16 protein-coding genes and 1 pseudogene are annotated in these 14,850 nt (G+C 40.9%); 6 read left to right on the forward strand and 11 right to left on the reverse strand.

Annotated features, from left to right (window positions below):
• From RTU33_RS12850 to RTU33_RS12860, 4 genes and pseudogenes are all read left to right on the forward strand, one after another.
• Positions 1-350: pseudogene (locus RTU33_RS12850) on the forward strand (relaxase); the annotation flags it as partial.
• Between the two features lie 221 nt (positions 351-571).
• Positions 572-850 carry a hypothetical protein gene (locus tag RTU33_RS21880; RefSeq protein WP_001419297.1) on the forward strand — a complete coding sequence of 93 codons (279 nt, stop codon included), beginning with the start codon at positions 572-574 and terminating at the stop codon, positions 848-850.
• Positions 851-879: 29 nt separating this feature from the next.
• Positions 880-1,266 carry a hypothetical protein gene (locus RTU33_RS12855; RefSeq protein ID WP_181562441.1) on the forward strand — a complete coding sequence of 129 codons (387 nt, stop codon included), beginning with the start codon at positions 880-882 and terminating at the stop codon, positions 1,264-1,266.
• Positions 1,267-1,285: 19 nt separating this feature from the next.
• The gene (locus RTU33_RS12860) at positions 1,286-1,600 is read left to right on the forward strand and encodes a cell wall-binding protein (protein ID WP_312627851.1); all 315 of its coding nucleotides are present in this window, start codon (positions 1,286-1,288) and stop codon (positions 1,598-1,600) included.
• Positions 1,601-1,654: 54 nt separating this feature from the next.
• On the opposite strand, the gene RTU33_RS12865 is transcribed toward RTU33_RS12860, so the two are convergent.
• From RTU33_RS12865 to RTU33_RS12900, 8 genes are all read right to left on the reverse strand, one after another.
• The gene (locus RTU33_RS12865) at positions 1,655-2,080 is read right to left on the reverse strand and encodes a hypothetical protein (protein ID WP_312627852.1); all 426 of its coding nucleotides are present in this window, start codon (positions 2,078-2,080) and stop codon (positions 1,655-1,657) included.
• Between the two features lie 96 nt (positions 2,081-2,176).
• Positions 2,177-2,563, reverse strand: a complete 387-nt coding sequence (locus RTU33_RS12870) for a hypothetical protein (RefSeq protein WP_102649932.1) — start codon at positions 2,561-2,563, stop codon at positions 2,177-2,179.
• A 14-nt stretch (positions 2,564-2,577) separates the two neighbouring features.
• Positions 2,578-4,452, reverse strand: coding sequence for a DNA-binding protein (locus RTU33_RS12875; protein ID WP_210905277.1), 1,875 nt, complete (start codon positions 4,450-4,452; stop codon positions 2,578-2,580).
• A complete protein-coding gene (locus RTU33_RS12880; RefSeq protein WP_312627858.1) occupies positions 4,449-5,759 on the reverse strand; it encodes a tyrosine-type recombinase/integrase in 1,311 nt (436 codons plus the stop codon). Before RTU33_RS12880 ends, RTU33_RS12875 begins: the two co-directional genes overlap by 4 nt.
• Positions 5,752-6,954 carry a tyrosine-type recombinase/integrase gene (locus RTU33_RS12885; protein ID WP_210905278.1) on the reverse strand — a complete coding sequence of 401 codons (1,203 nt, stop codon included), beginning with the start codon at positions 6,952-6,954 and terminating at the stop codon, positions 5,752-5,754. Before RTU33_RS12885 ends, RTU33_RS12880 begins: the two co-directional genes overlap by 8 nt.
• A gap of 282 nt (positions 6,955-7,236) precedes the next feature.
• Positions 7,237-7,551, reverse strand: coding sequence for a hypothetical protein (locus RTU33_RS12890; protein ID WP_057173734.1), 315 nt, complete (start codon positions 7,549-7,551; stop codon positions 7,237-7,239).
• 20 nt (positions 7,552-7,571) lie between these two features.
• Positions 7,572-7,778 carry an AlpA family transcriptional regulator gene (locus RTU33_RS12895; RefSeq protein ID WP_038875572.1) on the reverse strand — a complete coding sequence of 69 codons (207 nt, stop codon included), beginning with the start codon at positions 7,776-7,778 and terminating at the stop codon, positions 7,572-7,574.
• A gap of 279 nt (positions 7,779-8,057) precedes the next feature.
• Positions 8,058-8,903 (reverse strand): DUF6387 family protein, encoded by an 846-nt coding sequence (locus RTU33_RS12900; protein ID WP_200025804.1) that lies wholly within the window; start codon positions 8,901-8,903, stop codon positions 8,058-8,060.
• A 766-nt stretch (positions 8,904-9,669) separates the two neighbouring features.
• On the opposite strand from RTU33_RS12900, the gene RTU33_RS12905 reads away from it, so the two are divergent.
• The gene (locus RTU33_RS12905; protein ID WP_312627861.1) at positions 9,670-9,999 is read left to right on the forward strand and encodes a hypothetical protein; all 330 of its coding nucleotides are present in this window, start codon (positions 9,670-9,672) and stop codon (positions 9,997-9,999) included.
• Here RTU33_RS12905 and RTU33_RS12910 read toward each other — a convergent pair.
• Complete coding sequence (locus tag RTU33_RS12910; RefSeq protein WP_312627919.1) at positions 9,983-10,645, reverse strand: DUF4225 domain-containing protein; 663 nt, start codon at positions 10,643-10,645, stop codon at positions 9,983-9,985. The two genes, RTU33_RS12905 and RTU33_RS12910, sit on opposite strands and share 17 nt — an antisense overlap.
• Before the next feature lie 271 nt (positions 10,646-10,916).
• On the opposite strand from RTU33_RS12910, the gene RTU33_RS12915 reads away from it, so the two are divergent.
• Positions 10,917-11,081, forward strand: coding sequence for a hypothetical protein (locus RTU33_RS12915; RefSeq protein WP_312627862.1), 165 nt, complete (start codon positions 10,917-10,919; stop codon positions 11,079-11,081).
• 133 nt (positions 11,082-11,214) lie between these two features.
• Here the strand turns inward: RTU33_RS12915 and RTU33_RS12920 are convergent, their stop codons facing one another.
• Both RTU33_RS12920 and RTU33_RS12925 read right to left on the reverse strand, forming a co-directional pair.
• Positions 11,215-13,383 carry a peptidase domain-containing ABC transporter gene (locus RTU33_RS12920; protein ID WP_312627863.1) on the reverse strand — a complete coding sequence of 723 codons (2,169 nt, stop codon included), beginning with the start codon at positions 13,381-13,383 and terminating at the stop codon, positions 11,215-11,217.
• The gene (locus RTU33_RS12925; protein WP_312627864.1) at positions 13,383-14,636 is read right to left on the reverse strand and encodes an HlyD family efflux transporter periplasmic adaptor subunit; all 1,254 of its coding nucleotides are present in this window, start codon (positions 14,634-14,636) and stop codon (positions 13,383-13,385) included. The genes RTU33_RS12920 and RTU33_RS12925 overlap by 1 nt, the downstream gene beginning before the upstream one ends.
• Positions 14,637-14,850: the final 214 nt, after the last annotated feature.

A 14,850-nucleotide genomic window follows, 5' to 3' on the forward strand; every position in this document is an offset into this window, starting at 1 on the left:
CTCCTGCTCCTGCTCCTGCTCCTGCTCCTGCTCCTGCTCCTGCTCCTGCTCCTGCTCCTGCAACAGTTTTGAAAAACACTGAGAGAAAGGAAAGTATCAGTGAAAAAATTGCTGAACTCGAACTACGACTCAAAGAAGACAGAAGAAACGAAATCGTAGAAAAGATTCTTCAAAAAAACTCAGTACAACAGCAAAAGCATCTCAGGCTTATCGGCTGGATTCCATTTCTCAGAAGGCTCGCAGAGCTTCTCAGAAGCTATGGGAAGTCCATTCTTCACAAAACCCACACACACTTCTCAAAAATTCATGTAATCCAACCTTTAAACAAGGCGAGAAAAATTCGTTTATAGACAGTCAATTACACCCCCCCTCGTAAACGCACTCTATTACAGAGTAATAAATTTGTGTTTAGTCAAGAAAATATTGATCGTTATTACAGATCGATAATGTAATTATGATAGACTAGACCTATCAAGCAACAATCATCGATCGGTACAAGCAATTTTACTAAAGCGAGCCGGTCATCGAGAATCCCTACAAACAGCATTTAATCTTCCAGATTGGGATAGCTATGAAAAACGAAATAATAAAGTGTCCATTTTGCTTTAAAGAGAGCCAGTTCGGAGTACGTGTCTGCACTGGCTGTCACGCAACAATTAACTATGGTGTTGTTTCACCGTGGCTTGCTTTACTAATAGGAATTGTGCTGTTAGCGATTGCTTTCCTCATATTCGCTATCAGTCAAAGTTTTATATTAACTGTCGTTATCTATTTTGCATCAGCAATTTTTTTAAGATTTTATTTACGTAAGAAATTTGCACACAGAGCCGTTTTCACACATAAAAGTTAACCCTGTCCAAATATAATAAGGAAAATAAAATGAAAAAAATTATTGTCACCTCCTTTTTCATTGCAATATTTTCAATTTCTGGCTGTTCTACATCCGGCAACCAAAAAATCAAAAATGAAACGGCACAGAGCCTACAATCAAAAATAATTAAAAACAAAACAACTAAGGCAGAGCTACTTGCTCAACTTGGTGAGCCTGATACCAGAACGACTCTTGACGATGGCAACGAGCAATGGAGATATTTCATGTATAACAATCAGTTCAATGCCTCGACTTTTATCCCTGTTGTCGGTTTGCTAACTGGCGGTTCCCAGACTCAGTCTAAAACTCTCGAAATCGACTTCAATAGAGAAACCGTAAGCAAATGGACATTCTCTACTGATAATAACAATACAAAATCTGGCATTCTTAATTAATCGTTTCCTGGATAAGAAAATGAAAACATACTCAATTCTCGCAGTTCTCCTTTCTACTTTTCTATTAACAGCCTGTAATTCCGAACCTTCTAAAAAAGACATATACAATGCTTTCAAAAGTGTTGTAGATAGATCAAATGCAAGTATGAAAGCTCTGAACTCAAGTATTCCCGAAAAAGATCTTTTAAGAATCGATTATGTGAAGAAAGTAAATTGCACAGAAGAAGCAAACAATGTTTATAACTGCATTGTTGATGCATCCATCAGCAATATGAAACAGACAAAGCCTGTTAAGCTTGTGAAAACTGATGGTGTCTGGAAAGAAGTTCAGTAGTATTCTATATCAAGAAGTCTCTTTTAGCCCCTGCATAGGGGCTTTTTTTATTGCCTATAACCTGACGGCTCTCACGCGAACTTCATGGGTTAACTCTCCCTCAATTACTTTCATTTCATATTGTGCTCTGACAGTAGCATAGATTTCTTCAGCTTTTTCTTGATTGTTATCAATATAGTTAACGAGAGAATTTAGCTCCCTGATAACAGCCTCCTTATTGTTTAATCGCTGTAACAAAGTACTTGTAAGACATTTGTATACAGTACTGAACATCGTCATAATGTTGTCTATATTTCTATTAGAACGAGTATATTTTTGTTTAGGATAGAAATACTTTAAATGATAGCCAACAAAAAGCAGGTATAGCTGGTATGAGAAACTTTTATCATTCGGCTGATATCGCTTAGAGATAAATTTATCAACGATAATAATAAGCTGTTCTTCCAGTGGTTCCACTGGAAAGTTTTTTTGTTTGTCCATAGAATGCGTCCTTGCATTATTGAAATAGTCTTCCTGACCATACATCTATATTTATCGCATTTATTTAACTTGTCAATAGGTGTAACCTATCAATTGTTATTTTTTATTAAACGGTCTATTCAATTGTTCCATAGAAAGGCCATGTCTATAAGCATTATACTGCCAATAGCTAAATTGCTCTTTGTATCTATTGTTCTGTTTTTTCAACATTTCGTTTTCGGCTTTAAGGTTTATTATTTGTTGTGCCGCAATAGTTAAGTTAGCTGGTTTCTTTAGACCAGATTTTTTCAAATTGGACAAATTTTTCTTTGTTCTATATGCTTCAACAACTTCATCATGCGCACTTAAAGATTGCCTTGTGATAGTTCTGTTTAGATTCTTATAAACTGATTCACATAAATCACTCCATGTGATTTTACCATCCCAAGTCAGTATAATGTGTTTAATTGCCTTTATTTCACTCCTGTTCAAATGTTTTGCCATAAGTATCTCCTGTTTTAATTATTCAAAAGCTTATTAATTCTTTCCAAATTTTTTTCATGGTGTTGCAACCATTTGTCTGCACCATAATCACCATTTTCATAAGCGATCTGAGTTATTCTCTTTAATTGCATTACTTTTTTTCGGATAGATTCCAGTCGAATTCTACCTATTGATTTCATGTTCAGTGTTTCATTATCACACTCAACAAACTGATTAATTTTTGCACAAGGCTTAACTAAATAATCATGTACACAGTAACCAAATTCTGTTAAGTGTATTGCACCTTGTTTAAGGTTATTAAAATCAATTGTCAATTCATTTGTGGGTATTGAGTCCCTTTGACAATAATTATTCCTATTCAATTTAATAGCTTTGATTTTATCTAACATATCTTCTTCCGATACGTGATTATAAACTCTGTTCTGATTCACATTGACACGACCAGACCATTTAGCAATATCCAGTTCAGACATTTCACCATAATGAGCTATTGTGTTTAAAAGGTGCCGTGGTTGGTGTGACCGGATAAGTAGTGGCTTACCTTCAATATCATAATATCCGTATCGGGCGAAAATATTTTTAAATCCAGACTCATTACGCATTTTATTTTGTATATCATTAAAAAAGAATCCTTTGGTAGGTTTGTATAATGAATAGATATCACTCATTTGGGATAAAGAAAATTGGCGAGGATTCAATAAACATAATGCATTACTAAATCTTATAGATTTTTCTTTATCATACCAAGGAAAGTCTCTGCTAAAACCAGAGCTAATCATTTCCCATAGCTCACTCAATGAATAGTTATAATCATTGGAGTTTAAGAAACTTTTCCCACCATCCAAACTCGTTCTTTTAATTTTTAGAACGCATGATTTATGATCATGTAAAGGGTAGCCAAGTGCATGACAAACCTGTAAAACTGTCAACTTTAATTTTTCATCAACTTTTGGGCAAAGTTCATGTCGGTAAAATTTATCAGGGTATTTTTCGCACCATTGAGCAAATGCCCTTGCATTTTGTGATAAGGAAAGCAATCTTCTAATCGCTTTCTTCGCAACTGGTATCATAACCTGTGGAATCCACTTGATATTAGGGCCATACCCCTTAACCGAATAGAATCTTAGACCATATCTTTCGATACCCTTCTCATCTTTTTGTGTAATCTCACAATCAGCAGGTAAGGCTAAAATCTCAGAAATTCTGCTCGGACAACAAAGCAGGAGTGCAAATACTGCACTGGTGAATTTATCCCTTGGACTCAGTAGCTCATCATTTTTAGAAAAAATATCAGCAATCGCAAGTAATGCTGTTTCATCTGGTAACTTATCGTTTCTGTGATAGTCCTCAATCTCAGGAAGATAGTTGTTTTTGACCTTCTGCTTCACATGGTTTTTCCAGGATATGTATCCTGATTTTACAAGGTTATGTTCACATATAAACTTTGATAATTTTTCAAGCTGTATCCCACATTGAGCAAGAACATTACCTTCAAAATATCTACTTCCGATCTGCATTGCCTCATCAAAAACAACGGCTGTAACATTATAAATGAGACCACTATTCAGAACCTGCAAAAGAGCCTGTTCGAGACATCTCAAAGCCATCATTATGGCCCCATAATTTTTCAAGGGTTTCAATGAGTGCTGATATCTAATATATGCTTTGGCAAAATCGAGGAAATCTTCATGCATTGCATCTTTGGAGTTAAATACTTTATGTCCAACCCCTATCTTTCTAAAGGTTACATACCCTTTCCAAACATATTGTTCCCAATCCTGAGTTTGGGTTAGCCCAGATAGTTGATAGCGACAAAATTTTATGAATTCATTATAATTGTTTTCTGCCGTAAGTTGTTTTTTAGACTTAAATAAAATAATATTGTTCATTGGGCATTTACCTCATCAATATCAACTGGCATAAAGAAAGCACATTTATCACAAGGAAAACTTACATTTAAATTCTGACTTTCGCATTTTCTCGAAGAGCAAAATTTGAAATGTTTTTTCTCTTTAGACTTTATTCCATTCATAAAAATATCAGCGACAAATGACAATTGTTCTGAAACAGCGGAATCAATCCTTTCAACACTCCCAGCAAGATTTTTAATATAAATACCAGTACTTGAAGTAGAAGAATGATCCAATAATTCAGCTATAGTATTGGCATTATGTCCCTCCCTAGCCAGCATAGTTGCTATCGTATAGCGAAGCCTGCGAGGAGTAGCATTGAGTAGAGAACCTGTACGATTTGAAATTAAGTTCTCAGTAATAACAATATTCTTTAATGCTGTCTTAGCAATTGTTGGTTTTGCAAATATTTTATTAGACTCAAGGAAATCAGAATCTATTATGGCTAAATCAAGCAGTTTTTCCTCGTTCAAGAAAACTGGAACCTTTCCTTTGGTATAATCATCAAGAGTTTTACCAAGGGTTTGCTCAACAAACCTCACGGATTGATTAGCTTGCAGTTGAATAATTGATGCAACTTCTGAGATCATTGCCAGTTCTCGATATTGTAGTTGTTTACCTCGTTGTTTAACTCGTGGTACTGAAATTAAATATTCTACTTTACCATTATCTAAGTTCTTTTGAAGAAGGTCTTTATATTTCAACATAACTAACTGCTGAGGTCTTCTGCCTGTCAGACTCACTAACAGCGATATTGCATAATCTGACAGTGACAGTACACCTATTCTATATGCATGATTCATAGCCTTGATCAGGGAAGTATGTTCCTCTTTAGTTAGTGGGCCCCCTGTTGGATCATCTTGTAACACAGACTGACCAGCTTTTTTTATTTTTAGGTCCAAATGCTTTAACAGTTCTACTGCACTTTCATCTATTCCAGGATATCCAAACTCAAACCATTTAATCAAAAATGGTCGTAAAACACGAAACGATGCTGGGGATTTTGATAATTGCTTATTTTGATATTCAATTAGAACCTTATCATCTATATGAGTAGGAGATAGTTTACAGATAAGACTCTCCATATTTCTAACAATACTTTTCACATACAAATAGCTGTTGCTATTAAAATAATATTGTACTGTATATACAAATCCACAAACCAATTTTTCATTCATAACACATATCAATTCTCTAATGTTGATTCCATTGTTTTCAATCGAACTGACGATTTTATGTTCATGCAAAGACATTTTATCAGAGTTATATTTAATTAAATTATTCATCAAATCCTCCTTTGAATAGTTGCTCTTGTTGTTCAAGTGCAGTTTTTTTCGATAGCTCAAAAATATGTCTGCGATTATAAATTATTGAAGTATCTGAACCAGGTCGCCATCCCATGAGATAAGAACGGATTTGCTGTTCTTTTTCATCGGATATATCTTGGGCATTGTCTATTGTTTTTGAGAACTCATAATTCCATGTGTGTCGTAATTTATGACCTGTTAATCCACTTAGAAGTGAGGATGATTGACGAACAACACTCACTATCTTATGGTATGAGGAAAATGACAGAGGTTGCCCTTGGGTCTTCCCTTCCTTATAGGTAATAAACAGAAAATCATGCTTATTAGCATTTTTAACTTTCCTACGATCATTCAAAATATAATCCGAAATTTCATATATAAGTTTTGTGTCAGCAATTAATTTTCTCTCACACGTCTTCACTAATGGCTGATAAACTCGTGGATCTGTTTTATCATTTGCTCTCCTTCTTATTGCGATTGTTGATTCTGCAAAATCAATATCGCCAATACGCAGATTCAAAAGTTCACCTGCTCTCAAACCAAAGCAATGTAATAGAAGGAATATTAGATTGTTTCTTTGTTGCACTTTTTCCGTAAACGGGTTCAAGTTACTCCCTGGCGAAAGTATGCTGAACAAAGAATCTAGTTGTGCTTTGTCTAAGCTTTTTTCGATTTCCATATTATATTTATCATTATTCCTTGGTTTCTTTCTTTTTATGTTATTAATGAAAGCCATTACTTCCCTGAGAGTATTTTTCTGCCCTGCATGTGAAAGAAGTATTTTGCACAACCATTCAAGATAGTTAGCGACTGTTGTAATGCGAAAATACTTAGTTGGTTTTTTGACATTTGAAACCCTAAAATTACCATCCCCTCCATCTCGGAAATTTAATGAAGTGAATTCAATCAAATCCTCAATTTCATGAGGAGCGAGAAACAGCTTCTTCTGGATTCTTTCATCAATATTGATATTTTTTCTCATAAAGAATCGATATAACAATGAAATGCTACCGGCAATAACCTTCATTGTTGATATAGACTCTGACCGATTCCTGACTTGTGTTGTTATATACAAGTTTGGATAATACAATGGCTCACCAGTATCTTTATTTACGACATGACAATATCTCTCACCATTTTCGAGCATAAAAGAATCCACACAAATACTGCACATATTTTCCTCCTAAACTTTACAAAAAGTATAATTCCAATATATTAATAATAAGCATTTCGTAGATTTACAAATTTATTTGGACCGATTAAGATATTTATTTAAATTAAAACAGTGAGATAGACGATTATTCTTGTCAAATTATCATCTGGTAGATCTAGTTTATATTATGTACACCTAATACTTCGAAAACTATCTCACTGCCTTGCTAATAAACGGCAACCAAAATAATGTAAGTTATTTTGTAAGGTTTTAAGCAAAAATATGGGGCAAAACTTTACATTTTTACAAAAGAGTTTTCAGCCCAATCTGATATTGAATTACTCGCTTTGAAAGATTTTTCATTTCAACGGGACATTTAATTAGCGAGAACCATGTTTCATACACATAAAACTGTTCGAAGATATTAAGCTCAGAGATCGAATCTAACGGTTCTCTTAGATTCCCCACTAAATACTGGCTTAACCAGTAAACAATCTTTCTGTTAAATTCATTATCAGGTAAATCGTAAATCGCTCCGGGTTCGAAGATTTTACAGAAAAGTTCCTGGCCCAGATTACACATATGGTTATCTTCACTCACAAATTCTTCGATATTCATAACATGTCTCCCAAAATTAACTAAGCAACATTATTTCGACTTGTTTCGATTACAGACTGAATCCAGGTATCAATCTCACTTTCAACGAAAGCTACTGCACGACTTCCAATTTTGACAGGAGCAGGAAACTTGCCATCGTTGATCAGACGATAGATCCATGCTTTTCCGTAGCCAGTTCGTTCGAGAACTTCTGGTAGGCGTATGAGGCGGGTTGGTTGATTGTTCATTTTGTTTTCCCTTGTCGTTGCGGTGAAGTCACTATACGAACACTTGGGAAAAGAAAGGAGTGAGACTCCTGAAGCGGAGGTGCCTTGCTGCTATGCAGGATGGTTCTCTCGAAGTTGGTGCCGTACAGAACAGGGGAACTTGAGAGTAGCTGAAATTCCCCTGTTTTATAGCAAGTGGCAAAATGGTCGGTTTAAAGTAAAAATCGCAAAAAAAGCATCATTTAAAATGATGCTTTGAGTTTCTTTTTATAAAGAAAAACAAACGGTTATGGATATAAACTAATCCGATAGTTTCATTACATCAGCGACTTTCATTTGCTTCAAATGGCTATTTTTGTTCATGAAGTAATGGAATTGTCGGATAAAGTCAGTTGTGCAGGATTTAAGAGCCAAAGGCCTGTCGGTATCTTTGATTTGGCTGGACTGCCTCATTTCGCTTTCTTCGTCATCGTCTGTATATAGTAGTCTGGATAACCTGTCGTCAGAGACACGGATTTTTTTAACGGCTGCCCACACCAGGATATCCAGCATAGGTATTACACGATAACTGATGAGTTTCTTGATAGTTCCGTATCCAAAACGAACAGATTCCAATGGGTTTTCATCAATACCCTTTACTTTACGCCATTGCGGTAATGCAGCTTTAAGCGACTCTGCAATCTCTTCGTCTGTGCCACTTGCCAAATCAATCTCGAACATGACTGTTCGTGTAAACTGATCTGGCATAATGTCTGAAAGTGATTCCTCTCGAAGCTCTGCATTTATAGAATAATTGTCACCTTCATGCCAAAGAAAACCTCCACGTTGCATTGCAATAATGCTCGTTTCAGCAAGGCGATCAAGGGTTGTTAGAAAAAAATGGGGTGGCTGGAAAAGTTTGTTAGCAGGAGTCATGTATCCCAGTTGCCCTTCTTCGATTAAAAAAGGGTTGCCGCTGAATATCTTTGAGAAGTAACCCATAAGAGTTCTGCTCTCAAACTCTTCTCTATACTCCTTAAAGAACAAGTTTCGGGCCCATATCTCATGGTAGAACTGGATCAATGAGAGGTCTTCAAATTTACGATATGTATCAATCTTAAACCAACTCTTGATGTCTTTTGTATGCTCTGGTGACCAATTGTTCAAAATTCATTCTCCACCTATGCTAGTACTGTCCTACGGGTACAATTCAGTTATGCTGAAAAACTACCGTATACACTAATCGGTGGAAAGCAGATCCTGCTTACGCAGTTCAGCTACCAACTGGTAGTTGAACTGAGGATTGGTTATCTTTTGATACAATTTGCCAATCAGCTAATCGTGAGAACTCATACCATTAAGATTTATGGTTCCTTTTTAGAACCACCAATAAAATAAAAAGTCAAAATAAATATATAAATCATTGGATTGAATAACTAATTACAAGGACGCCAGCCCGATGAAGTCCTAAGAGCCCGCACGGCGCAAGCCCTGCGGGCTTTTTTGTGCCCTCAATTTGTCCCGCGAAGTCTGATTCCAACTAATTAAATCCGAACCTTTTAGGTACCTTGTTAGGCACCTCATAGAGCTTTATTGTTTTCGTTGGGCCTAAACGCATAGAGACTATCCATGGCAAGAAAAAAAGATCAGTATATTAAATAAAACAATGTGTTATGTTAAATAGCAGTCCCTTTTTTCTTTGGCAGTAACGGCCAACTGATATCAGCCCCCCCTCCATAGTCTGTCCTGCCACCCTTCCAGTTAAAGAGATAAGCACATTAAGGGTATCTGCTTCTCAGGACCTTCTGCAAAATAAACCAACCGCTCCTGCCTGAATAAAAATAGCAAGGTACTTAACGACCGCTGAAAAAAACTTGTATTGGAGATTGTTCATAATAGAATTGAGTTCCAATACTTATGCCAGAAATCAATCATGGATGATATCGAAATTAAAATTCGAGAATTTGGGTTCACTGATAAAGAACTCAAAAAATTTCACGACTATCAGCAACGAGATGATAAAGGAACAGTTATTTATCAATTAAAAGGACTAAAGCGTGGGTTTTATATCATGGTATTACTTTATTCCCTGCTTGCGATAAAATGGGGCTACTCATTAGTGACTGGCGATAAAAGCTCAATTATAGCGTTCTCTTTTATATTGCTACTCTTCGCATTTGCTCTGTACATAGCAGCCCCATTCAGGCTGACATTTAAGTCTGTCCGCTTTTTAAAAAAACACAAACTTACTGGTTATCTTTGATTGATTTTAATGCCATACCGTCATTATACATTTCAAGAACTAAATCCGCTCTACTCATCTTTTTAAGGCCACGGACATAGTCACTGGGAATATAATGGAATAAACGCCAGGAGCTGGATTTAAGAGTTAACCTGGCGAGTCCATAACCCGACAGGGTAAGATCCATCACGCTGAAAGCCGTTGCGCCAGCCCATGTCTGAAACCCAGCAAACTCGGCTACGGCAATGTAGCCTTCTTTCATAAAACCAACGGTATCATCCCTACTTCCAACAATGTTAACGATTCCCTCATGAATTGCATTAGCGCCATGTAGAACAAGCATAGAACCAAACGCCATTCCTATTATATTTCCCGGAGCAGATGCAAAAACAACTGCTACACCACCAACTATCTGAAGCGTGCCCGATACGATGCTTATGCCATCTACAACATAGCTCCAGACGCCTTTTTCATGTTTAACCGTAATAGAAGTATGAATTTTGGCCATTCCATGGCGTAGCCGACTATCCTGTTCCTTAAGATTTTCAGTCTCTTGTTTTATATTCCGAAGAAATTCTTTTCGTTCGTTATCTGTTTTTGCGTTTTCAATTGCCCTTAAGTTCCCATTGATAAAAAACCTGATTTCAGACTCAAACCTATCGCTTATAAAAAATCTTTAAAATACCTTACAGCCACGCTTTTAGCCGTATCCAATAAGCGATCGGCTTCGAGTTTAGCCATAATTAAAAAATAATTTTAATTACTTCCTGAGTTTAAAATAAGATCCATATTAAAAGCCTTTAGACACCCCAAAGTGAGAATGAATCTTAACAATCGAGCAGTATAAAACGGGTGTTTTTATAAACTTTGGGATTTCAGAGTGAGCAAAATTCCCAAATATTAAATTGCGGATCCGTGATGTAAAAATACAGGCGCGTATGTCGCTTTCCTGGATATCTCATTTAGGGATCACCGCGCCTCTGGCGGGTGCACTGGCGGGAAAATGGGGCATTAACGCAGTCTATCTGGCGAGTGCCGGGGCCGTTGCGCTGTCGGTGATTATGGCGCTGTTATTAATGGCAGGACGCAAAAATCAAGCCTGACAGACCCGACATACTTAAAGATTTATGCTCATCCTGAATGTCGTTAACGTTGGGCTGACTCGTCTGTCGTGGCGAGTCAGCCCAACCTTCCGCCCTGTCTCACCTTCCTTTTTCTCATCAAAATGGGAAAAAACTATAAAAACACTTCATCAATAATGTCCTGCCGCTTCAGCTCCCTAAAACTCCCCTCCTCCAGATACACAACCCGATCCGCAGAAGCGATAGTTTCCGGGCGATGGGCAATCAGCAGAACGGGAAGCCCCAGCCGGCGCAGCGTCTGGCTTATCTGGATCTCACTTTCTACATCGAGATGGCTGGTCGCTTCATCCAGCAGCAGTAACCCCGGCTTCTTATACAGCGCCCTGGCCAGCAGAATACGCTGCTTTTGCCCTCCGGAAAGCCCTCCGCCGGTTTCACCAATTAATGTCTGGTATCCCATCGACATCGCCATAATATCGCCGTCGATAAGCGCCAGCCTGGCGCACTGGATCATCCATTCATGGTTGCGATCGTCGCTGAAGAAAATAATGTTATCGGCAACAGAACCGCGGAACAGATAATCATCCTGCAGCACGGTCCCGATTCGCTGGCGAACCTGAAAATAATCCGGATGCGTATGCGGTATACCCAAAGTCCGAATCGTTCCCTCATCAGGGGTGTGAATGCCAAGAATGAGCTTCACCAGCGTCGATTTGCCACAGCCAGATTTACCCGTAATGGCCACGACCTCACTGGCATGAAGCGTCAGCGACAATCCTTTGATTATCGGTTTATTCCCGCCCTTGTGGCAGAAAACAATGTGCTCAAGTGAGAGTGAAGAATGCACATCTTCAACCCCAACGTTCCTGTAGACGAAAGGAACCACAGAGGAGCTGTTATCCTCCGTCGAAGGCGGCTGATGACCCTCGGCTGGCGTCAGAACGATATCGGCCAGGCGTTCGTTATAAACATCAAGCATACGCCAGGAGAAAAAGTTGTCCGTCAGCGTGCTGATGCTGGATGAAAAGCGCCCCTGATAGGAGAGATAGGCAACCAGCATGCCGACGGTAAAGGTGCCGTTCAGCACTTCGCCTGCGCCTTTCCACAAAATAACCGCCGATACCACGCTGCTGGTCAGGGTATGCGCAATGTCATAGCACATCAGCAAGCGGCTCTGGCGAAGCTGCGTATTTCTGCGGATGACGTTGAGATTCAACCAGGCTGCCTCGCGGTGCGCCGTCACGCCGTTAATTCTCAGGCTCATGATACCGTTGAGCGTTTCCAGAAAATGCCCGGACTCGCGCGCATCGGCATCCCAGACATCCTCCGCAGAGCGTCGCAGAGCCGGGTACCACAACGCTCTTAGCAGGCCATAGATAACGGCGGCCAATACCGCTATCAACGTCAACTCCGTGCTATAGAGCAGCATCATGCAAAGTGCGGTGACAACGAGCAATACGTCCAGAATCCCTTCCAGAACCTGCGTAGTCAGCGCCTGCTGGATGTTATCCACTGCGTCAAAACGGGCATTCACGCTTCCTTTACTGCGGGCATCAAACCAGGCGAGAGGAAGGCGAACCAGATGATGGAAAACCCGGGCCGTCCACTGCATATTGAAATTCACAGACAGCGTAATCTTGGCCCACTGCCGGGCCAGCGACAGCAGCATCTGAGTCAGGGATAACAGCAGCAGGGCAATAATAATAACGACCAGCAGACTTCGATCGGCGGCCACCAGCACCTCATCAATCACCAGCTGGTTGAGAAGGGGTCCGCCGAGCGCAAGAAGCTCCAGCACAAGCGCAAAGATAATGATGCGAAGCAGGGCGGGCAGCAGGCCAGGGGTCTTGCCGGTCAGCTGCCGCAGGTGAATTCTCTGCCTCTCATCCCTGACCGTGAAATCACTGGCTGGCGTCAGCTCCAGCGCCACGCCGGTGAAGTGCTTCCCTGCGTCCTGCAAGGAAATGGTCACCCTTCCCTTGTCGGGATCGTGGATCTCCAGCCTGTTCCCGCGAATCTTATGCAGCACCACAAAATGATTCATATTCCAGTGGAGAATGCACGGCAGAGAGAGTGATTTCAGCTCTTCAAGCTCCAGGCTGACTGCCCGTGCGGAGAGCCGGATAACGGCCGCACATTCAATCAGCCTGCGCAGCGTCATCCCCTGCGTACTGATGCTGAAGCGCTCGCGTAGCGTGGGTAAATCCGTCTGTAAGCCATGCCAGCAGGCCATCATCGCCAGGCATGCCAGACCGCATTCTGCTGACTCCGTTTGCCGGATGACGGGAAGCTGTTTTCGCCCTGCCCATTTTAGTGCTTCCATTACAGTTTTCCTTTCAGGCTCCAGATGGGCTCCGTCAGCCACTCCCAAAGATGGCGGGTATCCAGGCTGACGTCTCCCTCCAGCGTCATGCCAGGGCGCAGGGGCTCATTCTTTCCATAGGCCAGGATAAACGTGCTTTCGGGTTCAACGATGACGCGATAGTGACCCTCATCCTCTTTCCATGTCACGGGAGATAAAGTGAGTAAATCCGCAGGCGCCAGCGTTGTGCGGCTGATTTCACGGATAGCGCCGTACTGAACGCCAAACTTCTGGTACGGGAATGCAGCGAACCGGAGTGCCACTCTTTGCCCAGGCCGAATGAAGCCTGCATGTTTGCTGGTCGCATAGAGTTCGATTTGCAGACGTGCGTTATCGGGCATCAGCGTCATCACAGGTACTGACGTTCTGACGGGCTGACCTTGCCTGACCAGTACCGCCGCAACGGTGCCGGAAACGGGCGCGGTCAGCGTAAACTTTTCCTGTCCTGCCAGCTCTGCCTGCTGTTGCCCGATGGCCTGCAACTGCCTGTCCAGCTCTGCCCTGCGGCTTTCCCCCTGCACAATAAGGTGCTGGAGATCGTCTTCAGCGGTTTTCATGGCGGTATGCAGCTGCAAAAGCCCCTGACGCCGATCTTCAGCATTTTGCCGGGCGGCGGAAACCTCGATTTGTTTCTGCTGATACTCCACCTTAGAGACGTAATGCGTGCCCGCCAGCTTTTGATAACGCCCCATGACGGACGTAGCCAGCGCGACCTGATGCTCAGCAAGCAGCAGCCGCTGCTCTGCACTTTTCATCTGCGGCAGCAAAGCAGCTATTCGCTGCTGTATTGCTTCCTGCTGTTGGCGGTTATCACGCGACTCCAGCGCCTGCTGAGAAGCCAGCATGGCATACTGCATTTTCAGGGACAGGCTCATGGCCGCCAGCGTGCCAGCGCCCTGCCCGTTATAGTGTTCGCCGCTGATATGGTAAAGAGGCTCACCAGCCACGACGCGTTGCCCTTCTGACGCCGTTAATTTTGTCACGTAGCCATTATATTGCGGCGTTATTTTTACCAGCCCGGAGGAAGGCATAACAATGCCGGAGAGATGCGCTTTGCGGGTATAGCTGGCAGAGTAAATAAAGAACCCAATACCTAATGCCAAAATAAAAGTGGCAATGGCGCTACCGCACATGACAGAAGATGACGGGATAATAATGTCGCCATGCGCCACATCATTACTGTGCTCAATGGCTTCTTTTCTGAAGATGCTCATTATTGTTTTTTATATCCTGATCATGGCGGCTCAGGGTATTACCGCCCATCCCTATTTAAATTTTCGCCCGAAAAGTCGAAGGTAGATGTTAAGGCCACACCGGGTTACGGCAATAAGTGCGGTTATCATAGCCAAGAACTTCGCTAACAGTTCGCTTTTGGGTCCATTATCCACATCCATAACGTTAGCGAACTTTAATAATCCAAATCCGACA

The sequence above is a fragment of the Scandinavium sp. genome (assembly GCF_032012665.1).
GTDB lineage: Bacteria > Pseudomonadota > Gammaproteobacteria > Enterobacterales > Enterobacteriaceae > Scandinavium.